A 21,885-nucleotide genomic window follows, 5' to 3' on the forward strand; every position below is an offset into this window, starting at 1 on the left:
CCCGCCAATAAGGCTGGTTCAATCATAACAAGGTTACTGCCTGACACTAACATTCTACTCCTGTATAGGAGCAACCACAATAAGCATTAACCTATTCACAGTTTTTTACTTAAAACCTTAACATGAATCAAGACTCGAGCTGCTTCTGTTCAGCCTTTGTCATTTCACTCTTATCTTTCGAGAGGAACCAGCCGAGAATTGCAATCAAGATCAGGATTCCCCAGAAGGTCAGCTTCCAACCCGTGCTTTTCGGGAAGGTCTTCTCAAGCACTGCCACCTCAGGATGCGCGAGGGTGTATACAGCAAGCTTGATCCCAACCCATCCGACAATCAGAAATGCTGCGGTTTCAAGGCCGGGCTTCCGCTCCAGTAATTTGACGAAATACGTAGCTGCGAAACGCATAATAATAAGACCGATAATACCGCCGGCAAATATGACTAGGAACTGACCGCCGTCCATTCCGCCGATTTGCGGCAGCCCGGTTGCCGGTAATGTCAGGGCAAGTGCAACGGCTGCCAGAATAGCATCTACCGCAAAAGCGATGTCTGCCAGCTCGACTTTAAGCACTGTGACCCAGAAATTCTCTTCTTTTTTCACTGCTTCCTTCATATGTGTTTTCTTCTTCACGAACAATTGCTTTACGATGTGATTCACACTAATATACAACAAATATACGGCTCCTATTGCCTGAACATACCAGACGTCCGCAAGATACGAAATAACGAAGAGAGAGGCAAAACGAAACACAAACGCACCAGCCAACCCGTAAAACAGCGCCTTCTTTCTCCGGTCTTCCGGAAGATGCTTGACCATGATTGACATGACGAGTGCATTATCCGCTGCAAGAATTCCCTCCAAACCGATTAAAACGAGCAGTACCCAACCATACTCCAGCAAAAGACCTGTATCCATCACCATTCTTCCCTTCTATGATTTGATCCGTTCATCCGGTGAGAAGGAAACAAAAAATACCCTTACCCCGAAAGACGGTGGTAAAGGTATTTGTCCATGGTTGTAAATCAGGAATAGATACCTTTACCGATAACGGCAAAGGTCTCGCAAACAACTTTCGTTGCCAACAAAGCCGGAGACACGAATGTCACGTAATGACGACTTTATTGTAGAGCTACTCCCCTTTACTAATTAAATGAATTATAGCATGCCTTACTTGTAGAATAATACACATTTCTAGAAAAATTTAAACATCTTTATCCTTATCTTTATCATAAAGGTGAACCTGCTCGACTAAAAAGTCCGCCAAATGAACGGCTTCTACACGGTCCTGAACACCAGCCCGCTCGATGCCCCATTTCATCTGAAGCAGGCAACCGGGGTTCGAAGTGATCACTACATTTGCATGAGTTTCCTTCACATGCTCCATCTTGTGATCCAGCAGATCCATCGACATTTCAGGCTGAAGCATATTGTAAATTCCGGCCGAGCCGCAGCAGACTTCCGCTCCCTGGAGCTCACACAGGCTTACGCCGCCCAGCTGATGAATCAATTCTCTCGGCTGCCCCTGCACACGCATGACGTTCCGGAGATGGCATGAATCCTGGTAGGTTACCTTCAGCTTCCCGTCCTTGGCATGCTGAATCGGCTCAAGCGGACGACCGATATCCTTCAGCAGCTCGGAAATATCCTTCACCTGTCTGGCAAATTTCTCTGCCAGGACCCGCTGCTCTGCATCGCCCTCATCCTTCATCAGATGATCATACTCTCTGAGCAGCGCCCCGCATCCGCCAGCATTGCTGGCAATGTAGTCTACACCCGCTTCAAGAAAGGCTGTAACATTCTGGGCTGCCAGACTCTTGGCATCATCCAGTTCACCCGCATGAGCGTGCAGTGCTCCGCAGCACACCTGATGATCCGGTATAACCACTTCAAAGCCAGCCTGCCTTAGCAGCCTCACCGTGTTCACATTCGTCGGTGCGAACATGACATCCATAATGCAGCCCCGGAACATGCCTACCCTTGCCACCATCTCACCCACAGCCGGAATGATGATTAAGTCAGCGCCTGAGATGGTTTTCTCCGTGCGTGCAGGCAGACCGGTTTTCTTCCACAGTTCATTAAGTCCTTCTCCGGATACAGAAGGAATCACCCTTTCGAGCTCTTGCAGATGTTCCGGAAACATCTTCATGGCACCAGAGTTCCTTGCAAACTTCTGTAATCCTGACTTTTGATAAAACTTAAGCGTCTTCCCCACAAATTTCAGCCGGCCTTTATGTGGAAATATCCCCTCTAAGAATGTCTTCCGCACAAGCTTCACAGGTATGGAGAACTCCTTCTCCTTCGCAATAGCTGCTCTTGTCTGCTCAATGAGCTGGCCGTATTTTACATCAGAGGGACATGCAGGCTCACAGGCACGGCAGCCGAGGCATAAATCCATCTGGCTCTGAAAGCTTTCATCTGGCTCCATAATCCCGTCTACGACTGCTTTCATCAGGGCAATCCGGCCCCGCGGCGATGCAGCTTCAAGCCCCGTCTCCAGAAATGTCGGGCAGGCCATTTGGCAAAAGCCGCAGCGCATACAGTTCGTTAACTGTTCTTCATCCAGCGTCAGCTTCATGCGCTGTGCCAGCGCACCATGTGATTTTTCCATTCCATTCATCCCCTTTATGCTTCCGCTGCCATAGACTGCTCCTGCATAACAATTCGTTTTCGCGTTGCAGCAAACATTTTGCCCGGGTTCATAATACCGTCCGGATCAATAGCATTCTTAATCCGCTGCATCATATCAAGGCCGGCAGCACCGACTTTCCATTCCAGGTATGGAGCTTTTACAATGCCTACACCATGCTCTCCCGTGATCGTCCCGCCCATCGCAATGGCCGCTTCGAATATCTCAGCGAATGCTTGCTCTACTCTATGAATTTCCTCAGCATCTCTGGCGTCTGTCATTGCTGTCGGGTGGAGGTTTCCGTCTCCGGCATGGCCGAATGTGCAGATCTGTACATTATATTTCTGAGCTATACGCTGAACCTCCAGCACCATATCGGCAATCTTGGACCGTGGAACCGTGGCGTCCTCCAGAATCGTTGTCGGACGCAGACGTGACAAGGCTGCGAGCGCGCTGCGCCGGGCCTCCATCACCTTGGCCCCTTCTTCTGGTGAAGCTGCAATCTTCATCTCTGCAGCGCCGGATTCCATGCATATCTCCTCAATGCGCTTCAGATCACGCTCCACGTCTTCCACTCTGCCATCCTGTTCAATGGCGAGCATCGCCTTCGCATGCACAGGCAGCCCAATCTTTGCAAAATCCTCTACCACCTGAAGCGTCGGCTGATCCATAAATTCAAGCGTACATGGAAAAATATGATTGGCTATAATATTTGAGACCGTTCGTGCAGCAGCATAAATATCGTCGTAAATTGCCACCATCGCACGCCGGTAAGTCGGCTTCGGAATCAGCTTCACCGTAGCTTCCGTCAAGATGGCAAGCGTACCTCCCGACCCCACGAGCAGTCGGGTTAAGTCATAACCTGCAGCATCCTTCACAAGCTTGCCCCCGGTTCGCATAATGCTTCCATCCGGCAGAACCGCTTCCAGTCCGAGCACGTAATCCTTGGTTGTGCCGTACTTCAGCCCCCGCAGACCGCCTGCGCCCAGCGCAATATTGCCGCCCATCGTACAGATAATCATGCTGCTCGGATCAGGCGGATAGAACAGTCCGCTCTGCTCCACGGTTTGATGGAACTGCTTCGTATTCAGACCGGTCTGAAAGGTTGCGGTAAGATTGTCCCTGTCAATCTCAAGCAGCTTGTTCATCCGGGTCATTACGATAATAAGCCCGCCTTGGAGCGGTACCGTTCCCCCGCATAGATTGCTGCCTGCTCCCCTGCTGACAATGGGAATATGATTCTGGGCACATATTTTTACAATATCGGATACCTCCTGCGTTGATGCCGGAAAAACAACACCATCAGGCATCGATTGATACAACGGTGTTGCATCATAACTGTAAGAGACGAGGCTTTCCGTATCGTCCTTAAGCCATTTTTCCCCTACGACTGCCGCCAGCTGTTTTCGTATATGCTGTTCAATCATTCTGTTCACCCTCTCTTCATGATCCTCTCTCATCCATTCACCGGCCGCTCTTTATGGCAGCGCCAGCTTGCCCATCACAACCGGACGCCGCGCGCCTGTTGCCGAAGGCAGATTGTTCGGTATCCCATGCATAAAATCATTGCCAAGCAGTGCAAAAATAACAGCTTCTTTCGCGTCATCATTAAATCCAAGCTGCGCTGAGGTCATGATTCTCTGATCCGGCAGCATCTCGGCAATCATACGCATCAGTTCATTGTTATGAGCGCCCCCTCCGCTAACAATAACCTCCTGAATCTCGCAAACTGGAAACACATACTTCTCGTAGCTATCAACGATGGTTCTCGCAGTAAACGCAGTCGCAGTTGCAATGATGTCTGCATCGGATAGATGGCGCGCTTCGGCTGCAGCCATGAACCAAGCCGCATAAGCCTTGCCGAACAGCTCCCTGCCCGTAGACTTGGGAGGTGTTGTAGTGAAATAAGGATGGGACATCATCTCTGCCAGCAGGATCTGGTCTGCCTTCCCTTGCGCAGCCCATTGTCCCCCTTCATCATAGGTTAGGCGCCCTTCGGATAAGGCAAAAATCACTTCATCAATTATCATATTGCCCGGCCCTGTATCAAATGCGTACACATCCTCAGCAGCAGCACCGCCCTTGATCACTGAGCAGTTGCCAATCCCGCCTATATTTTGAAGCACCCTGCCTTTGGATTCATGCCGGAACAGAATAAAGTCACCATAAGGAACGAGCGGTGCTCCTTGTCCCCCTACAGCCATATCCGCAGGCCTGAAATCGCCTACGACCATAGCTCCTGTATTCTTTGCAATCACTGAAATATCGCCAATTTGAAGTGTAGAGGGAATGGAATATGGTTCACCGGCCTCCCCTTCAGGAATATGCCAGATGGTCTGTCCATGCGAGCTGATGAAATGAATGTCATCCATCGACAGGCTCGCCTCCTGTACAGCTCGTATCGCCGCATCCGCAAACAGACTTCCGAGATAAGCATTCATACTGCATATTGCTGCACTGCTTGAATGTTCAAGACTGCATAGGTCTTTTAGCTTCTCCCGGACCTGCACGTCATAGGGTGTATGATTATAGTGGAGGAGATCCACCTCTGACTTCAATCCGCTTCCGGTAATCCGAACGACAGCGGCATCAATACCATCCAGTGAGGTCCCTGACATAAGCCCTGCAGCAATGACCGGTATATCCTCATCCCGGCTGAACTGAAACATGATGCGTCCCCCTTTTTTATGATATCGCTTTCAAAATGGCTGGAATGTGTATATTATAGAATGTATGAAATAATATTTCAATTGAATATAGTGTTTTTAAAATTTTATTTTAAGATGATTGTTGTTAGCTTCTCTACTTAATATGGAAGGCGAAGTGATTAGCGATGGAATTATATCTAGGCGTTGACGGAGGCGGCACGAAGACAGAAGCGGTCGCCATCAACGAACAAGGCAAACCTTTATCCCGCTATTTGGGAAGCTCTACAAATCCGTATGTTGTTACTTTTGAGGGAGCCATGCAGGAGCTTACAAACGTACTGGATCAGTTAACAGCCCCTCTCTCCTCGTCATTGACCGAATTCACGATGAAGGGGATATGTCTGGGAATGTCAGGCGTGAGTTCTGCCCAAGAAAAAGAACAGGTCATTTCCTTTCTTCATACCTATCAGGAACAACGCGGTTTATCCTATCCGATCACAATCAGAACGGAAGCAGAAATATCCTTGATGGCTTCGCTGGACCGTGAATACGGCATTCTCGTCATATCGGGCACCGGATCCAATACATATGGCATAACAAGAGATGGTCAGCTGTACCGTGTTGGAGGCTGGGGCCATATTCTCGGTGATGAGGGCAGCGGCTACCAAATCGGCCTGTTAAGCCTGAAGACGGTCATTAAGAGTCTTGAGGGTATCCTGCCGCCTACTGTAATGACACAGCTTATTACGCAAGCCTACAATTTCGAGCATATTTCCGAACTGAAAGCTTATGTCTATCGCTCCTCCATTGGAAGAACTGATATTGCTGCGTTTGCACGCTATTGTGTGGAAGCAGCGAAGAGCGGGGACTCGTTAGCCCAAGGGATTTTGCAGAACCAGGCAAGAGAGCTTGCGGAGACGACTACGACGCTGATTGGTAAGAACCCCGATCTTGAACAGACTGTAGCAGTATGTGCCGGCTCCATATTTAAGCACTCTGATATGTTTCGTGATACCTTTCGTGAAGCATTGTTAAGCCGCTTCCCGCGTCTGTCATTCGCCCAAGGGAGAGAGGATCTTTTCCCCGCGGACGGTGCAGCTCTGTTAGCCCGAAAGCTATTTGTAAAAGAAGGTTAAGGGATCATAATGAGACCGCGACGGCAAGATGCCATAACATGGCTGTCGTTGCGGTCTGCTGCTACGGTCTTCTAACTCATCCGGAGCCCTCACTTCCTCTTACTGCGATATCCCCACTTGTCCTTCACTCCACACCCATAATCGTTCTGCAAGCTGAGGGTCATTGGCCTGCGCTGAGACCTTTGCCGGCTTACACTTGATGAAATATTGTCCTGTCATGGATTCTGCATCCGCGCTCGCCGCTAAATAAATTGCAGTTCCAGCGCCCTCTAGCGGCGTCTGGAAGAAGGGATTCAGCAGCTTATAAGCCATTTTGCCGAAGCCACTCTTCCGATCCACGCCTAAACTTGTGCTGACCGCACCGGGATGAAGTGAATTTACCGTCACCGAGCTGTTCTTTAATCGGCGGGCAAGCTCCTTGGTGAACAGGACATTTGCCAGCTTCGACTGTGCATATCCTTTCGCCACATTGAACCTCTTCGTTAGCCAAGGATCTTCAAAATGGATTCGTCCCACTTTATGTGCCCCCGAAGATACATTAACAATCCGGCCCTGGCGTGAGCGAAGCAGGAGTTCCAGCAATTCATGTGTCAGCAAAAAATGACCCAGATGATTCACCCCCATCATCGCTTCGAATCCATCTGAAGTGGTCTCCCTCTTTAAGGTGATAACCCCTGCATTGTTCAGCAGCACATCCAGCCGGTCGTATTTCTCCTTGAACGCCGCTCCAAAGCTTCTTATGCCCGCGAGAGATCCGAGATCACATGTCATCAGCTCGATGTCCGGGTTACCACTCTCTTTCCGGGCCTGCTCCAAGGCTGCTTCTCCCCTTGCCTGATTGCGGCACACCATGATGACGTTGGCACCTAGCCGGGCCAGTTCTATTGAGGACGCAAGCCCCATACCGGAGTTGGCTCCTGTAACGATAACGATTTTACCCGACATGTCCTTCATACCTCAGGCCTCCTTTAACCTTATTTCACTAGGTTATAAAAAAGGGCGTCCCTCCAGATCCTAGACCTTCGTGGAACACCCTTATCATTAATTTTGACCTATTCTTTAATCGTTCGGCTACACTCCCGCTTCATTCAAAGCAAGAATAATGGCCGTCAATCCAAAGCAAAGATTAAGCAAACACAAAAATATGAGCGTCTGCTTCTGGTTTAATCCTGTTGCAAGCAGCCGGTAATGCGCCTGTGAGGCATCCGCCTGATAGATCGGCTTCGACTGGCGAAGTCTGCGGATCACCACAATAATGTTATCGAATATCGGCACACCCAGTGCAAAGATCGGAACGATAAGCGAGGCAACGGTAGCCCCTTTAAAGGCTCCATCCAATGCGATTATTCCGAGTATGAAGCCGAGGAACGTCGCTCCGGCGTCTCCCATAAATACTCGAGCCGGCGGTTTATTGTAGCGCAGGTAACCAAGAGCAGCGCCTACCAGGATGACAGCAAGAAATGCTGAGTCCCCTCTTCCGAGCGTCAGGGCAACCACGAACAGGGTTCCGCCTGAAATGGCTGACAATCCCCCAGCCAGGCCGTCAATTCCGTCCGAGAAATTAATGACGGTGGTCACGCCGAAGATCCACAGGATTGTCAGCATCAGCTGCATCCATTCCGGCAGGTTAACATAGTGACCGTTAAACGGATTATTAAACCCTTCAAATGCAATGCCCGAACTGTAAACAATGACGGCAGCGCACACCTGAACAATCAGTTTAGGCAGCGAAGCCAGCTCTTTGCCGTGAGTCTTGTACCAATCATCAATAAGTCCAATCCCTAAAATAAGCACACTTCCAAGTAAAATTCCGATGGATTCTTTGGTAATGGTGCCAATAAATAAGAAATAGGTAATAAAAAAACCGATAAAAATAGCGATTCCTGCAGTTAGCGGTATCGGCTCACGGTGAATTTTACGTTCACTGTCAGCCCTTGGCTTATCCATAAAGTCAATTTTGACAGCAAGCTTTCGAAAAGGCGGTATTAGCAGAAGCACAAGCACCATAGAAACGACAAATGCGGTTACGTAAAGCATACTTTCCTCCTAAATATTGAAGAAATATGGAGAACATTGTAATCACAGTATATGTCCTTCTAGGAAATCTAGCAATATATCAAGTGACATCCGTCCAAATAATATAAAAAAATAGAGGGCATCACTGCCCTCCTTTCGGACCTGCTTATGATCTTCCTTTGTTGATTGCAAGCCCGATAATCATAACGATAAGTGCCAGTAAAGCAATCAGCTGATCGATTGTCATAGCCGCCGCCTCCCTCTAAGCTTCAGGATGGCTCTTCTGCGGCTCACTCTCCCGTCTCATTACTGCCTTGCCTACGTTTCCCTACCCCCAATATATGCGCATGGAGCGGATAATATGATCCCCATCCAACAGCCTATCCAGGCGAATTCCAAAAAGAAACCGCCCCTAGCGGAATGGGACGGACTTGCCGCCATTCTGATAGGGACGGTTTCGCTATTTTTAAAACTGATATTTCTATTCCGTTACGATGTCATGCACAAGCACAGGAGCTTCTGCATGATCGGAAATGCGGATGCTTGCGTACAGCTTTTCTTTAACATCATCCACATTTTCACGATTCGCATGAATCGTTACGAGGTTGTCACCCTTCTGTACCTTGTCACCAATCTTCTTGTTCAGCATAAGCCCAACAGCCAGATCGATTTCAGATTCCTTCGTTGCGCGTCCTGCACCTAGAAGCATAGCTGCAGTACCGATTTCGTCAGCAACGAGCTCGGCAACTACACCATCCTCAAGAGCTGGCAGCTCAATTTTGTACTTCGCCTGAGGCAGTTTCTCAGGGTTATCCACAACGGATGCATCTCCGCCCTGATTAGCAATAAACTCCTTGAATTTCTCAAGCGCCTTACCGTTTCGCATAACTTCTTTCAGCTTCTCTTCAGCCTCTTCCAAAGATTCAGCCTTATTCGCGAGGAATACCATTTGTCTGCCGAGTGCAAGGCAAAGCTCTTCCAGATCCTTCGGACCTTCACCGCGAAGGGTGTCAATCGCTTCTTGAACTTCCAGAGAGTTACCGATAGCTTCTCCAAGCGGCTGGCTCATATCGGAAATAACCGCCATCGTCTTGCGACCAACGTTGTTTCCGATGCTAACCATCGCGTGTGCCAGTTCTTTTGCATCCTCTACCGTTTTCATAAATGCTCCTGCACCCGTCTTTACATCAAGTACAATCGCATCTGAGCCGGCAGCAATCTTCTTACTCATAATGGAGCTCGCAATCAGCGGAATAGAATCGACAGTAGCCGTTACATCACGGAGCGCATACAGCTTCTTGTCCGCAGGCGTCAGGTTCCCCGTCTGTCCGATGACTGCAATTTTATGTTTATTAACCAGATTAATAAATTCATCCTTGCTGATTTCCACATGGAAGCCTTCAATGGATTCCAGCTTGTCGATCGTTCCCCCGGTATGGCCCAGGCCGCGTCCGGACATTTTCGCTACCGGAATATCCAGTGCAGCTACGAGTGGTGCGAGCACAAGCGTCGTTGTATCGCCTACACCGCCAGTAGAGTGCTTATCGACCTTGACGCCTTCAATGGCAGACAAGTCGATCGTTTCACCCGAATTTACCATAGCCATCGTGAGATCAGCCCGTTCACGATCTGTCATATCCTTAAAGAAAATGGCCATTGCCATTGCGCTTACTTGATAGTCAGGAATATCGCCTTTGGTGTATCCGTTAATAAAGAAATTAATCTCTTCAGTTGTCAGCTCATGTCCGTCACGTTTCTTTGCAATCAAATCCACCATTCTCATCGCACATGCTCCTCACTATATATAAAATGATACCAATAAGCCTACAGGACAAAATATTAAACAGAAATCGCTGTGTCCAGTGCTACTTCCATCATCTCCTGGAAGGTCGTCTGACGCTCTTCCGAGGTTGTCTCTTCTCCGGTCAGAAGATGATCACTGACAGTCAGAATAGTCAGCGCTCTTGCGCCTTTTCTTGCCGCAATCGTATACAGAGCCGTTGTTTCCATCTCTACAGCGAGAACGCCGTGATCCATCAGCTTTTGTACCGCTGTTTTGTCTTCACGGTAGAAGACATCAGAGGTAAATACGTTACCTACATGCAAATTCAGACCTTTGTCTACACCTCGATCATATGCAGCCTTCATCAGCGGAAAGCTTGCGATCGGGGAGAAATCATAACCTTGGAAATGATGGTGGTTCATAGCAGAATCTGTACAAGCAGCCTGTGCCAAAATAACGTCACGAACATGCACATTCTCCTGCATCGCGCCGCAAGTTCCTACACGGAACAGATTCTTTACGCCATATTCAGAGATCAGCTCATTGACATAGATACCGATGGATGGAACCCCCATGCCTGTCCCTTGCACAGATACTCTTTTACCCTTGTACGTTCCTGTAAAACCATACATACCGCGAACCTCGTTATAACAGATCACATCTTCAAGGTAGGTATCTGCGATATATTTTGCCCGCAGCGGATCTCCTGGCAGGAGGATCGATTCTGCTATATCTCCAGGTTTTGCTCCAATATGTGTACTCATATTCCATCCCTCTACTTTCTGATATTATTTCAGATCATTCAAAAAGCTTGTTCCATAAGCAGGACTTGTTACGCCAAAGTTCTCGGCTACCGTTGCTCCAATATCCGCAAACGTCTTCCGAAGCGGCAGTTCCTTACCTCCGGCAAAACGAGGGGAATATACAAGCAGCGGAACGAATTCACGGGTATGATCTGTTCCCTTGTAAGTAGGATCGTTACCGTGGTCAGCTGTGATGATCAGAAGATCATCCTCGCCCATTTTGGAGAATACCTCAGGCAGACGCGCATCAAATTCTTCAAGAGCCTGACCGTATCCTTTCGGATCACGGCGGTGTCCGTAGACAGCATCGAAATCAACGAGGTTTACGAAGCTGAGACCTTTAAACGGTTTATCCATGGTCTCCACCAATTTGTCCATTCCGTCCATGTTAGACACGGTTCGGATGCCTTCAGTGATCCCTTCTCCATCGTAAATGTCGGAAATTTTACCCAGAGCGATAACGTCAAATCCGGCATCCTTCAATTCATTCATCGTTGTACGCCCGAACGGCTTAAGCGCATAGTCATGGCGATTCGCTGTACGCTTGAACTGTCCAACTTCTCCTACGAACGGACGGGCAATAATACGTCCGAGCATATAAGGATCCTCAAGTGTGATCTGACGGCAGAATTCACAAATTTCATAAAGCTCCTTCAGAGGAACTACGTCTTCATGTGCAGCAATTTGGAGTACAGAGTCTGCAGAGGTATACACAATGAGCGCACCTGTCTTCACATGCTCTTCGCCGAGCTCCTCAATAATTTCGGTTCCGCTGGCCGGTTTATTTCCAATAACCTTCCGGCCTGTCTTTTCTTCAATACGGGTAATGAGCTCTTCCGGGAAGCCTTCAGGAAACACCCGAAACGGTGTATCGATATAAAGTCCCATGATCTCCCAGTGTCCAGTCATGGTATCTTTACCATTGGAAGCCTCTTGCATCTTGGTAAAGTATGCGCGCGGCTTATCAGCCACCGGCACACCTTCAATTTCGCGGATATTAGATAAGCCAAGCTCTGACATATGCGGCATGTTCAGGCCACCGCATTCGCGAGCGATATGTCCAAGGGTATCTGCCCCTGTATCATCAAAGGCAGCGGCATCCGGCGCTTCGCCAATACCTACGGAGTCCATTACGACCAGATGAATTCGTTTAAATTGTTCCATCTCCAAGTTCCCCCATTTCAGTATTTTCTCAAAGCCTACTTCTATAAGTTACAGGAACAATCCTGCAATCGTTGCAGACAGTACACTTACCAATGTTGCTCCGTACAGCAGTTTAAGTCCAAAACGTGCAACCACGTTCCCTTGCTTCTCGTTAAGTCCCTTCACTGCACCTGAAATGATACCGATGGATGAGAAGTTCGCAAAAGAAACGAGGAATACCGATACAATGCCGACTGTTCGTTCGGACATATTCTTAAAGTTACCCAGCTCCAGCATCGCGACAAACTCGTTGGACACCAGCTTTGTAGCCATGATGCTGCCGGCGTCAACGGCTTCTTTCCAAGGCACACCCATAACAAAGGCGAGCGGTGCAAAGATATATCCCAGAAGCTGCTGGAATGAAATGCCCAGTATGGCAGCAAAAATACCATTGATCATAGCGATCAAAGCAACGAATCCGATCAACATCGCAGCAACCGTTATCGCTACCTTGAACCCGTCCATAATATATTCTCCAAGCATCTCGAAGAAAGATTGCTTGCCTTCTTCCTGTACCTCCAGAATATCCTCTTCTTTAGGTACGGTGTACGGGTTTACGATCGATGCGATAATAAATCCGCCAAACAGATTGAGTACGAGTGCTGTTACCACGTATCTCGGTTCAATCATCGTCATATATGCGCCGACAATGGACATAGAAACTGTAGACATCGCTGATGCACACAGCGTGTACATCCGGTGCTTCGGAATAAGCGCGATCTGCTTCTTCACCGAAATGAATACCTCGGATTGTCCCAAAATTGCCGATGCTACCGCGTTATAGGACTCCAGCTTACCCATACCGTTAACTTTACTTAAGACAATACCAATGTATTTCACAATGATCGGCAGCAGCTTGATATACTGCAAAATACCGATCAAGGCTGAGATAAATACAATGGGCAGCAATACGTTCAGGAAAAACGGACCTGCTCCTTCATTTGCCATTCCGCCAAATACGAAATCAACACCTGCTGCTGCATATCCGAGCAAAGAGTCGAACGTGTTCGCTATCCCCAGAACCAGGAATTCACCAGCACCTGTATTTAGCAGTACAAAGCCCAGAATTAACTGCAGCAGAATCATTATGACAATGGGACGGTAACGGATGCGGCGCTTATCATTACTAATCAGGAATGCTAAGCCGAATACCACAAGGACACCTAATATCGCGATTAAATATTTCATGATGTAATGGTCCCCCATCAATAAGCTTTATTGGATTTTAAATACTGAGAAGTTTTCACAAGACACTTTCAAACTTATTAATTGACCGTTGTTGTTTTATCCATATCATCCGCTTGAAAAGCCCCTGGCAGCAGCTTAGCCATGGTCCACTCTTCCGTGTTACCATGCAGATTCGTTAAATAAATCTTGGTATCCTGATCGCAAAATTCAGCAAGCACCTGACGGCAGGCTCCGCAAGGTGATACAGGTCCCTCGGTATCTGCGACAACAGCAATCGCTTCGATCTTCCGGTTCCCTTCGGATATGGCTTTAAAAATGGCAGTGCGCTCTGCACAGTTGGTAAGCCCGTAGGATGCGTTCTCCACATTGCATCCCCGGTACACTTTACCGCCCGTCAAGATCGCAGCGCCGACTTTAAATTTAGAGTAAGGGACATAAGCCTGCTCGCGTGCTTCAATCGCCTCTTGAATCAACTTTTCTTTCACTTAAGTTCATCCTCCCTATTAGCTGACTTTAATAAGATGATGTGGATTGTCCGCCTTCCATGATCTTCACGCCTGAGCTTGCACCAATTCGGGTAGCTCCAGCTTCAATCATGCTGTTCATATCTTCCAGGCTGCGCACGCCGCCTGATGCCTTTACTCCGGTTTTTTCACCAACGGTTTTACGCATCAAAGCTACGTCTGCCGCGGTTGCGCCGCCAGTAGAGAAGCCAGTGGAAGTCTTAACAAAGTCAGCGCCAGCTTTTACAGACAATTCACATGCACGAACCTTTTCTTCGTCAGTCAGCAGGCTTGTCTCGATAATGACCTTTACAAGCGCCTTGCCAGAAGCCGCATCTACAACCGCTTTGATATCGTTCAATACCAACTCGTCATTATTATCTTTTAATGCACCAATATTTATCACCATATCTACTTCTGTAGCGCCGTTCTCAATAGCATCTTTCGCTTCAAAAGCCTTTACAGCAGAAGTCGTTGCTCCCAGAGGGAACCCGATTACAGTACATACCTTCACTTTCGTTCCTGCGAGCTGCTCTGCAGCATATGCCACCCATGTTGGATTCACACAAACGGAAGCAAATTCATATTGTTTCGCTTCGGAGATTAGTTTCGTTACTTCTTGTTGTACTGCGTCCGCTTTAAGCAGCGTGTGATCTATCATTCCTGCTATGCTCATTGGTTTGACACTCCTTGGTTATTTGAAATTTTAAAGCGTTATCATTCCTATTAAATAATAGGAAGGAACGGGATCATCATATCACAGCTTTGAACATATGTAAAATCAAGTTTGAAATTTTGTTCACCATGTCTTGGCTGCAATGACATTCATCATTCTTTGCCATAAAAAGCAGCTTCATCCCTGAGTAATTCTGGAATAAATATGGAGCTTCTTATGATAACGTTTTACCCGGCTCCTAAATTCATAAACACACGGACAGGAGCGCTTGCTAAGTTAAAGCCCTTCTTTAAAATAGAAAAAGGCATCTTTACCCTGTGAAAATTCTGATGATGGAATACCTTCAGAACTTTTCCGGGAGATGCCTTAAACAGCCCTTCAATTATTCATGTCATTACTAATTAATCTAATAAAGCTTGTGCTGTGAACTGATCCGTAACCAAAACGTTAGCGTACCTTCCAATCAAGGCAGCCTTGATTGCATCCAGCTTGCGATGTCCACCTGCAACCAGGATTGACTTGTCCTTTTTTCGAAGCTCCTCCAGCTCGATGCCAATCGTGCGGTCATTGATAATATCACTGCATACATTCCCTTTCGCGTCAAAAAATCTGGAGCAGATATCGCCAGCCCCAGACTTCTGCAGCAGCTTCTTCTCATCTTCGCTCAAATATCCAAGCCGGAACAAAAGTGCATCTTCTTTTACCGTTCCAACGGTGAAGACCGCAATGTTTGCCTGCTTCCCCAGTTGAATAATGCGCTGGATATGCCGATCCTTCTCGACCATCCTTTTCACTTCTACATTGTCAAAAATAACGGGGAGCGGTAAATGCATAGCAATCGTATGATACGCATCAGCAAACAGGTTTACGATTTCAGCCGCATAAGTATTGACGTGCGAATGGCTGACTCCACCTTTAAGCTGTACCACTTCAACACCCTTAACCGGCTTTTGCTGAAGCTGCAAAGCCACGGCATGCATCGTCGTACCCCATGTCACTCCGATAATATCTGTATCCTGAACTGTTTCACCCAGATACTCCGCTGCCTTTTTACTGATATGCTTCTTGATTTCCCGGTGCTCATCAACCGGGCAGTAGCTTACTAACACTTGATTCAGGTGGTAGCGCTGCTTGACCTGTTCACCCAGAGCATTCAGATCTTCAAACGGATCAATAATACTGATCCTTACATACCCTTGCTCTTTAGCATGCTGCAGCAATCGGGATACGGTAGGCCGGGACACCCCTAGCTTTGAGGCAATATCCTGCTGACTGTAATCTGACATATAGTATAGTCTTGCTGCTTCAATACATAATCGCTGCTTGTCATTATCCATAAACAAACCTACTTTATCAACATAGTCATTTATTCGAATTGGGTTCATTATACAAGGTTCAAGGCAAAAATTCGATATTCTTATTGCACATTTCATAAAGCCATGGTATCCTTGTCTTCTTTCCCATATTATAAATATGTTTATAGATATGTTCATAACTTTTGTGCATACCTGCATTTCAATCCACGGGTTATCCACAGTTTCAATGAGGATTGTCACAATAACCTCGCAAAATGTTCCAGTGCAGGGGTTTATTTGCTGTTTCAGCAAAAGTTATCCCGAATCTGTTCACAAACCCTGTATAACTTTCATGAAATTTCACTTTATTTTCAAGTTTCACTTAACAATTGTTTATAACTTTAATGGATACATGCTTATTACAACAAGTTATACACATATCCACTTTCATGCGTTATCCTTTCCTGTTTCGCCATTCATCCACATGTGAATAAAAAAACACCCCGGATTCTTTTTCCGGAGCATTTCGTTATGGATAACTCTCATATTACACACAAAACGGGGATAACCTGTGTAAAACTCTTCTTATCTGAATTATTTCCTTCCATAGTCAGCTTTAATCTCGCCCCAGCTTTTCGTTTGCCACTTCAATACCTTGTTGTCATAGGAGTTCGTTCGAAGCCAGTGTTCAGCCCGGTCTACCAGATCCCATATTTCTTTTGTGGAAGCATCCCGCACCAGTGTAGAGACGACTTTCTTCTCTCTCACCCACTTCATCGCATTCACGGAATCACTGTACACCGTCTTGCTGCTGCCGATTTTTTTTAAATAAGCAAGCGCATGAACAATCGCCAGAAATTCACCCAGATTATTTGTCCCCTTTGAGATCGGGCCGCAGGAGAAAATGACATCACCGGTTCGGGTATCTACCCCTTTATATTCAACCGGCCCCGGGTTACCACGTGTTCCTACATCAACAGAAATACTGTTGTAGTCAATTTCCCCCGGATCCGCTGCAGAGGCCTTTGTGCTATTGTTCACCCTTGACGATGGTCCCGTTTTACCCTGCGACTGCTGTCCCCAATAGCTTTTCCATCCTTGTGCATAAGCCTTCTCGGCCTCAGCCCTCGATTCGAACGCCTTGAATTTCGCTCCTGTATATTGATTCACCTGCAGCTGGCAATCGCCCCAGTTCGTATAAATTCCAGGCTGCTTCCCTACCCATACTACATAGAACTTCTGTTTAGCCATAAAGCCCCTCCATTCCGAAACTGCTCTCTAGCGTACTATAGCAGTAGTTTTTAACAAGTGCAAAGAAGCTGATATGTACAAAAAAAAGCACCATCGTCTCCGATCCGCTTTTTATGTTTAACCTTATGCAGTTGTTCCTGTTTCGTTGGCTTCACTCTTACATGCTGTGATATTGCAGCATAATCATTATTGGTCTTGCGCAGGTTCGCAGCACACCAGCTGCCGGCGCGTTCTGCCTTGCGAAGGTTTTTTTGGGTCTTGGTACGGGCCATAAGCTCCCACTCTCCTTTATGAATTTCTATTTACTATTGTACGCGTATTCTAAGAAGAAGAACAAGAAATGATCATCATTTTTTGATCAAAATCAAAAAATTGTGCAGGAGAACATGTAAATCACTGTCCATTCTGCACAATATTTATGTTTTGCAATTTATATATGTAGTCAGCGTCCCTCGGTAGATCTGACCCAGAACCCGCCTTTAAAGCTCTTAGGCTCGTGGGAAATGATGAAGGCATGTGGGGAATATTTTTTTAACGTATCCATTAATTTTCTTTCATTCTTTCGTTTCACCAATACTTGTAATACAAGACGCTTTCCATCCTTACCGTCAGCCGCCCATGAAGTAACGCCGTAACCCTTTTCTCTCAGCTTGGCAGGCAGCTCCATTTCAAGTGAATCCACAATGACCTGTACCACAAGATATCCGAGTGCCAGGTATTCCTCGATCAGACTGCCTAAATAGACACCGAGACCGAAACCAAGGCAGTATGCAGCCATATTGACGGGATTGTCCACATTTTGCAGGACGAGATTTAGCCCTATCAAATAAACGAACACTTCGATCATAGCGAGAAAGGATGCGAGACTTCTTCTTCCTTTAATCATGAGGATCAAACGAAGCGTGAAGATCGATACATATACGACATTAATTCCGATGATGGATGCAACCAGTGTAAGTGAGATCATTGTGATCTGCCCCCAGCCCGTTCCGGCCGATACCTCCAGAACAGAATCCGTGATTGATTTTGATACATGCCATCATCTCCTTTTTGTATATACAAGGAAGCTTCTTTTCCTTATATATAAACCAGATGATTATTCAAAAAACAGGATGGTAAATATAGTCCATCTGTTCAGATCATGATGTATAAATCCTCATTCTGCATTATTCATATTTAAAAACACGTCCTTCTTGGATTTCTTATACAAGGTTGACGGATCTCCAAAGATGAGCCGCGAGATGATTAAAGAAACCTCCTCCGGCGTTTCCTTCATACCTGTATCTAACCAGTGCTGTACGACCCCAAGTTGAGCCGAAATGGCAAAGGCAGACAGATATCCAATCGGAACCGATAAATCATCTTCATTCAGATGCTTAAGTATCCCTTCAGCCATAATATCACGCATGACCTCCTTAAGCTTCACCTGAAAAGCCGGATTTCCGCCCGCCCCCAAAATCACGGTCATAAACTCCGCATTTTCTTGAAGGTATTTAAACAAATCGGTCACAAAAGGAATCGGCTCATTCATATAATCGAACCTGGATAAGTCATCCCGATTCATCATCTTTTTTTTGCCGCGGGTTCGTAATATCCCTTCAATAATTTCTTCCTCACTTTGCTGAAGCAAATCGTACTTGTCCCGGTAATGCAAGTAAAAGGTACCTCGGTTCATGTCCGCTCTAGTCGTAAGATCACTTACTGTAATCTCATCAAACGTCTTTTCCTTCATCAATTCCGTCAAGGAATCACGCAAGGCCTTTTTCGTTCGAACTATTCTTCGATCAATTGTATTTTCTTTCATTACAGTCCCACCACCATATGTAAAAATTTAAATATTAGACAGCGCAGCGTTTTCCTGTTGATAAAATAACATTTCATCCCAAATTGTTTATTGCAATGAGAAATATGTATATTATAATAGACTTTATGACTTTTAATAAACAAGTTGTTTATTAATATACAGGCTGGTCCAATTATTTATTATCTAAACACATAGAAAACTGGAGGTGTCTCGATATAAGGAGGGGTGATTAACGCCTTCCAACTTGTGTGCGTTTTTTCAATTGAAATACTGGAGGAGTAATAAAACTATGGAGAATATAAACGGTCGATCTAAAACCTCGACCTCAACTTTTGGAATCATAGCTATTCTTTTAGTGGGAGCCTTCGTTGCTCTCTTAAGTAACACACTGCTAAATATTGCATTACCATCTATCATGAAGGACTTTAATATTGAGAGTCCATCCACTGTACAGTGGCTTACTACAGGTTACATGCTGGTGAATGGCGTTATGATTCCGTCCACTGCATTCTTGATCCAGCGTTTTTCCGTAAGGCATCTGTTCTTAACAGCAATCACCCTGTTCACATTAGGAACGATTTTGGGTGGATTTGCACCATCGTTTACCGTGCTGTTACTAGGTCGTATGGTTCAAGCTTCCGGCGCGGCAATCATGATGCCGCTGCTCATGAACGTCATGCTAACAAGCTTCCCGGTAGAGAAACGTGGCGGTGCAATGGGTATGTTCGGTCTTGTTATGATCTTCGCACCAGCGATTGGACCAACACTTTCCGGATGGATCATCGAACACTATGAATGGAGCATGCTCTTCCACATCATCTGGCCTATCGGCCTCCTGGTTCTGATTCTCGGATTCTTTAAGCTTAAAGACAAGAAAGAAAAAATCGCCATCAGTGTCGATACGTTGTCCATCATTCTGTCTATCTTTGGTTTCGGTGGAATTCTGTATGGCTTTAGTACGGCCGGTAATACCAATCAGGGCGGCTGGCATAATTCAGAGGTATATATTTCGTTAGCTATTGGTGTTATCGCATTAACCTGGTTTATTACCCGTCAATTTAAACTTAAACAGCCCATGCTCGATTTCAGGGTTTATAAATATCCGATGTTTGCTCTCGCATCCATCATTTCGGTTACCGTAAACATGGCGATGTTCTCTGCCATGCTGCTCATGCCGATTTATCTGCAAAACATTCGCGGCATTTCACCAATCGATTCAGGCTTGCTTATGCTTCCGGGAGCGATCGTCATGGGGATTATGTCTCCTATTACCGGGAAGCTGTTCGATAAGTTCGGGCCTAAGGTGCTCAGTTTACTCGGATTAACGATTACGATTGTAACAACTTATACATTTAGCCGTCTGTCGATGGATACTTCTTATCAAACCCTGATCCTGATGTATACGTTCCGAATGTTCGGTATGTCCATGGTTATGATGCCGATTATGACCAATGGTCTGAATCAGCTTCCAATGCGTTATACACCGCATGGAACGGCGATGAACAGTACACTCAGCCAAGTATCCGGTGCGATCGGTACTGCACTGCTGATTACGGTCATGTCTACACGTACGGAAACGCATGGCGAGAACATGATGCAAGAAGCTTTGGCGAATCTGACAAGCAAGCCTTCAGCTGACGAGCTGGCTGCGCTTAAGCAGCAAATCATGGGGCAAGCCACTATTGAAGGTATTAACGATTCCTTCTTCGTCTCCGTCGGTATTATTGTGGTCGCATTTGTGCTGGCACTCTTCGTTAAACGTACAAAGCCTGCTGCAGACAAGGATGCTGATAAAGCTCCTGCTACTCAGAGCGCGTAATCCTAATGTATGTTAAGGCTCCTGACCTGTCAGGAGCCTTTTTCAGTGCGAAAAAAAGCGGGATAGGAAATAGGAAAGACCCTATTTTCTCATCCCGCTTTTTTATTGTTCAACACACGAAATTACATGGTTTTAACGACTTTCAGCATGCTCGAAATATTGCCAAGATGCATCGCTTCATGAAGCAGTGCGAAATTAAACAGCTCTCCAGCTTTCTCAAAATGCTTACTCCCCAAATCAACCGGCGATTTAAGTGTTTCTTCAAGCATATCCGGGGTTACTTCTGACAGATGTTCCAGCTGCTCGGACAATTGCTGCACCAGTTCATCTTTCGTTGGAGGCGTTACATCCCAATCCGCAGGCTTCGTTCCAGGGCCAAACAATCCCTTGTATCCTTCCGGAACCTCATAAGAATAAGGAATGGACATCGAGAGAAAATGATTCAAGACCACGATGATATGTCCGGCATGCCAGCGAATTGTATTATTAAACTGGGGTGCCTGAATATCAAAAAGTTCTTCTGGTATCGACTGGATTTGATGAATCGCCATATTGTGGATTGCTTTCGCAGAATGAATGATACTGCTGGACATAATAATTCCTCCGTTCGGCTTATGAATTTAATATTATTAATATCTTAATTAGTGTAACCCTTCCATATGGAAACCACAAATTCAAGGCAATAGGATATCAGAAAACGTAGTCCATATGTTCCTTAATCCTATTTATAATGTACACCATGAACAAAAAGAACCAAGTGAAGCAGTAGGGAAATTCCCCACCTCTCACTTGGCTCTTTACTTAGCTGTCTTTCCTATATAGGAGTAGTCAGCTCCAGCTTAGAGCGCCTTATCATCCACTTCATTCAGCCAGCTTTCAATCGCTCCGACAATCGAAGCTACCGTGCCGTCTTCGAACGGTGAAGTTAAACCGGCATATTCTACGAGCTCAACGAATGACCTGCTTCCTCCCACCTGACACAGCTTCAGATAATCTGCCCAAGCTGCCTCATAGTTCTCATGAAGGCGAACCCAGAACTGGAAGGCGCAAATTTGAGCTAATGTGTAATCGATATAATAGAACGGAGATTGGAAAATATGGCCCTGCTTATGCCAGAAACCGCCACTCTCCAGATA

The 21,885-nt window shown here is 46.4% G+C and carries 20 protein-coding genes and 1 pseudogene; 2 read left to right on the forward strand and 19 right to left on the reverse strand.

Annotation, left to right across the window (positions count from 1 at the left end; translation table 11 throughout):
- Window positions 1-127 precede the first annotated feature (127 nt).
- From BN1234_RS15215 to BN1234_RS15230, 4 genes are all read right to left on the reverse strand, one after another.
- A complete protein-coding gene (locus tag BN1234_RS15215) occupies window positions 128-913 on the reverse strand; it encodes a TerC family protein (protein WP_054957537.1) in 786 nt (261 codons plus the stop codon).
- 286 nt (window positions 914-1,199) lie between these two features.
- Window positions 1,200-2,606: a (Fe-S)-binding protein gene (locus BN1234_RS15220; RefSeq protein WP_054957519.1), complete on the reverse strand. Its 1,407-nt coding sequence runs from the start codon at window positions 2,604-2,606 to the stop codon at window positions 1,200-1,202.
- A gap of 14 nt (window positions 2,607-2,620) precedes the next feature.
- A complete protein-coding gene (locus BN1234_RS15225) occupies window positions 2,621-4,051 on the reverse strand; it encodes an FAD-binding oxidoreductase (protein ID WP_054957520.1) in 1,431 nt (476 codons plus the stop codon).
- A 51-nt stretch (window positions 4,052-4,102) separates the two neighbouring features.
- Window positions 4,103-5,293: an anhydro-N-acetylmuramic acid kinase gene (locus BN1234_RS15230; protein ID WP_054957521.1), complete on the reverse strand. Its 1,191-nt coding sequence runs from the start codon at window positions 5,291-5,293 to the stop codon at window positions 4,103-4,105.
- Window positions 5,294-5,457: 164 nt separating this feature from the next.
- Here BN1234_RS15230 and BN1234_RS15235 point away from each other — a divergent pair, with 164 nt between their 5' ends.
- Window positions 5,458-6,408: a BadF/BadG/BcrA/BcrD ATPase family protein gene (locus BN1234_RS15235; RefSeq protein ID WP_054957522.1), complete on the forward strand. Its 951-nt coding sequence runs from the start codon at window positions 5,458-5,460 to the stop codon at window positions 6,406-6,408.
- Between the two features lie 99 nt (window positions 6,409-6,507).
- Here BN1234_RS15235 and BN1234_RS15240 read toward each other — a convergent pair whose 3' ends face one another.
- The 13 genes from BN1234_RS15240 to BN1234_RS15300 form a co-directional block, all read right to left on the reverse strand.
- Window positions 6,508-7,353 (reverse strand): SDR family oxidoreductase, encoded by an 846-nt coding sequence (locus BN1234_RS15240; protein ID WP_054957538.1) that lies wholly within the window; start codon window positions 7,351-7,353, stop codon window positions 6,508-6,510.
- A 126-nt stretch (window positions 7,354-7,479) separates the two neighbouring features.
- The gene (locus tag BN1234_RS15245) at window positions 7,480-8,445 is read right to left on the reverse strand and encodes an MraY family glycosyltransferase (RefSeq protein ID WP_054957523.1); all 966 of its coding nucleotides are present in this window, start codon (window positions 8,443-8,445) and stop codon (window positions 7,480-7,482) included.
- A gap of 460 nt (window positions 8,446-8,905) precedes the next feature.
- Window positions 8,906-10,207: a pyrimidine-nucleoside phosphorylase gene (locus tag BN1234_RS15250; RefSeq protein ID WP_054957524.1), complete on the reverse strand. Its 1,302-nt coding sequence runs from the start codon at window positions 10,205-10,207 to the stop codon at window positions 8,906-8,908.
- 56 nt (window positions 10,208-10,263) lie between these two features.
- Entirely contained in the window at window positions 10,264-10,971 is a 708-nt protein-coding gene (gene deoD, locus BN1234_RS15255) for a purine-nucleoside phosphorylase (protein ID WP_054957525.1), read from the reverse strand.
- 24 nt (window positions 10,972-10,995) lie between these two features.
- A complete protein-coding gene (deoB, locus tag BN1234_RS15260) occupies window positions 10,996-12,174 on the reverse strand; it encodes a phosphopentomutase (RefSeq protein ID WP_054957526.1) in 1,179 nt (392 codons plus the stop codon).
- A gap of 48 nt (window positions 12,175-12,222) precedes the next feature.
- Window positions 12,223-13,401 carry a NupC/NupG family nucleoside CNT transporter gene (locus tag BN1234_RS15265; protein ID WP_054957527.1) on the reverse strand — a complete coding sequence of 393 codons (1,179 nt, stop codon included), beginning with the start codon at window positions 13,399-13,401 and terminating at the stop codon, window positions 12,223-12,225.
- A gap of 77 nt (window positions 13,402-13,478) precedes the next feature.
- Window positions 13,479-13,886, reverse strand: a complete 408-nt coding sequence (locus tag BN1234_RS15270) for a cytidine deaminase (RefSeq protein ID WP_054957528.1) — start codon at window positions 13,884-13,886, stop codon at window positions 13,479-13,481.
- 28 nt (window positions 13,887-13,914) lie between these two features.
- The gene (deoC, locus tag BN1234_RS15275) at window positions 13,915-14,580 is read right to left on the reverse strand and encodes a deoxyribose-phosphate aldolase (RefSeq protein ID WP_054957529.1); all 666 of its coding nucleotides are present in this window, start codon (window positions 14,578-14,580) and stop codon (window positions 13,915-13,917) included.
- A gap of 401 nt (window positions 14,581-14,981) precedes the next feature.
- Complete coding sequence (deoR, locus tag BN1234_RS15280) at window positions 14,982-15,917, reverse strand: DNA-binding transcriptional repressor DeoR (protein WP_054957530.1); 936 nt, start codon at window positions 15,915-15,917, stop codon at window positions 14,982-14,984.
- Between the two features lie 552 nt (window positions 15,918-16,469).
- Window positions 16,470-17,126, reverse strand: coding sequence for a ribonuclease H (gene rnhA, locus BN1234_RS15285; protein ID WP_054957531.1), 657 nt, complete (start codon window positions 17,124-17,126; stop codon window positions 16,470-16,472).
- 50 nt (window positions 17,127-17,176) lie between these two features.
- On the reverse strand, window positions 17,177-17,398 hold the full coding sequence (brfA, locus tag BN1234_RS15290; protein ID WP_054957532.1) for a ribosome rescue factor BrfA: 222 nt from the start codon (window positions 17,396-17,398) through the stop codon (window positions 17,177-17,179).
- Window positions 17,399-17,568: 170 nt separating this feature from the next.
- Window positions 17,569-18,093 (reverse strand): DUF2179 domain-containing protein, encoded by a 525-nt coding sequence (locus BN1234_RS15295; RefSeq protein ID WP_054957533.1) that lies wholly within the window; start codon window positions 18,091-18,093, stop codon window positions 17,569-17,571.
- A gap of 189 nt (window positions 18,094-18,282) precedes the next feature.
- Window positions 18,283-18,930 carry a TetR/AcrR family transcriptional regulator gene (locus BN1234_RS15300; RefSeq protein WP_054957534.1) on the reverse strand — a complete coding sequence of 216 codons (648 nt, stop codon included), beginning with the start codon at window positions 18,928-18,930 and terminating at the stop codon, window positions 18,283-18,285.
- Between the two features lie 289 nt (window positions 18,931-19,219).
- On the opposite strand from BN1234_RS15300, the gene BN1234_RS15305 reads away from it, so the two are divergent.
- On the forward strand, window positions 19,220-20,749 hold the full coding sequence (locus BN1234_RS15305; RefSeq protein WP_054957535.1) for a DHA2 family efflux MFS transporter permease subunit: 1,530 nt from the start codon (window positions 19,220-19,222) through the stop codon (window positions 20,747-20,749).
- 122 nt (window positions 20,750-20,871) lie between these two features.
- Here the strand turns inward: BN1234_RS15305 and BN1234_RS15310 are convergent, their stop codons facing one another.
- Both BN1234_RS15310 and BN1234_RS15315 read right to left on the reverse strand, forming a co-directional pair.
- Entirely contained in the window at window positions 20,872-21,342 is a 471-nt protein-coding gene (locus BN1234_RS15310; RefSeq protein WP_054957536.1) for a DinB family protein, read from the reverse strand.
- Between the two features lie 246 nt (window positions 21,343-21,588).
- Window positions 21,589-21,885 (reverse strand): annotated as a pseudogene (locus BN1234_RS15315) (M3 family oligoendopeptidase); the annotation flags it as partial.

Source organism: Paenibacillus dakarensis (genome assembly GCF_001373415.1).
Taxonomy (GTDB): Bacteria; Bacillota; Bacilli; order Paenibacillales; family Paenibacillaceae; genus Paenibacillus_AQ; species Paenibacillus_AQ dakarensis.

Bases quoted from the DNA above. Each gene is read 5' to 3' on its own strand.
- BN1234_RS15215 (WP_054957537.1), bottom strand. From the start codon at position 913: ATGGATACAGGTCTTTTGCTGGAGTATGGTTGGGTACTGCTCGTTTTA.
- BN1234_RS15220 (WP_054957519.1), bottom strand. From the start codon at position 2,606: ATGGAAAAATCACATGGTGCGCTGGCACAGCGCATGAAGCTGACGCTG.
- BN1234_RS15225 (WP_054957520.1), bottom strand. From the start codon at position 4,051: ATGATTGAACAGCATATACGAAAACAGCTGGCGGCAGTCGTAGGGGAA.
- BN1234_RS15230 (WP_054957521.1), bottom strand. From the start codon at position 5,293: ATGTTTCAGTTCAGCCGGGATGAGGATATACCGGTCATTGCTGCAGGG.
- BN1234_RS15235 (WP_054957522.1), top strand. From the start codon at position 5,458: ATGGAATTATATCTAGGCGTTGACGGAGGCGGCACGAAGACAGAAGCG.
- BN1234_RS15240 (WP_054957538.1), bottom strand. From the start codon at position 7,353: ATGTCGGGTAAAATCGTTATCGTTACAGGAGCCAACTCCGGTATGGGG.
- BN1234_RS15245 (WP_054957523.1), bottom strand. From the start codon at position 8,445: ATGCTTTACGTAACCGCATTTGTCGTTTCTATGGTGCTTGTGCTTCTG.
- BN1234_RS15250 (WP_054957524.1), bottom strand. From the start codon at position 10,207: ATGAGAATGGTGGATTTGATTGCAAAGAAACGTGACGGACATGAGCTG.
- deoD (WP_054957525.1), bottom strand. From the start codon at position 10,971: ATGAGTACACATATTGGAGCAAAACCTGGAGATATAGCAGAATCGATC.
- deoB (WP_054957526.1), bottom strand. From the start codon at position 12,174: ATGGAACAATTTAAACGAATTCATCTGGTCGTAATGGACTCCGTAGGT.
- BN1234_RS15265 (WP_054957527.1), bottom strand. From the start codon at position 13,401: ATGAAATATTTAATCGCGATATTAGGTGTCCTTGTGGTATTCGGCTTA.
- deoC (WP_054957529.1), bottom strand. From the start codon at position 14,580: ATGAGCATAGCAGGAATGATAGATCACACGCTGCTTAAAGCGGACGCA.
- deoR (WP_054957530.1), bottom strand. From the start codon at position 15,917: ATGGATAATGACAAGCAGCGATTATGTATTGAAGCAGCAAGACTATAC.
- rnhA (WP_054957531.1), bottom strand. From the start codon at position 17,126: ATGGCTAAACAGAAGTTCTATGTAGTATGGGTAGGGAAGCAGCCTGGA.
- brfA (WP_054957532.1), bottom strand. From the start codon at position 17,398: ATGGCCCGTACCAAGACCCAAAAAAACCTTCGCAAGGCAGAACGCGCC.
- BN1234_RS15295 (WP_054957533.1), bottom strand. From the start codon at position 18,093: ATGATCTCACTTACACTGGTTGCATCCATCATCGGAATTAATGTCGTA.
- BN1234_RS15300 (WP_054957534.1), bottom strand. From the start codon at position 18,930: ATGAAAGAAAATACAATTGATCGAAGAATAGTTCGAACGAAAAAGGCC.
- BN1234_RS15305 (WP_054957535.1), top strand. From the start codon at position 19,220: ATGGAGAATATAAACGGTCGATCTAAAACCTCGACCTCAACTTTTGGA.
- BN1234_RS15310 (WP_054957536.1), bottom strand. From the start codon at position 21,342: ATGTCCAGCAGTATCATTCATTCTGCGAAAGCAATCCACAATATGGCG.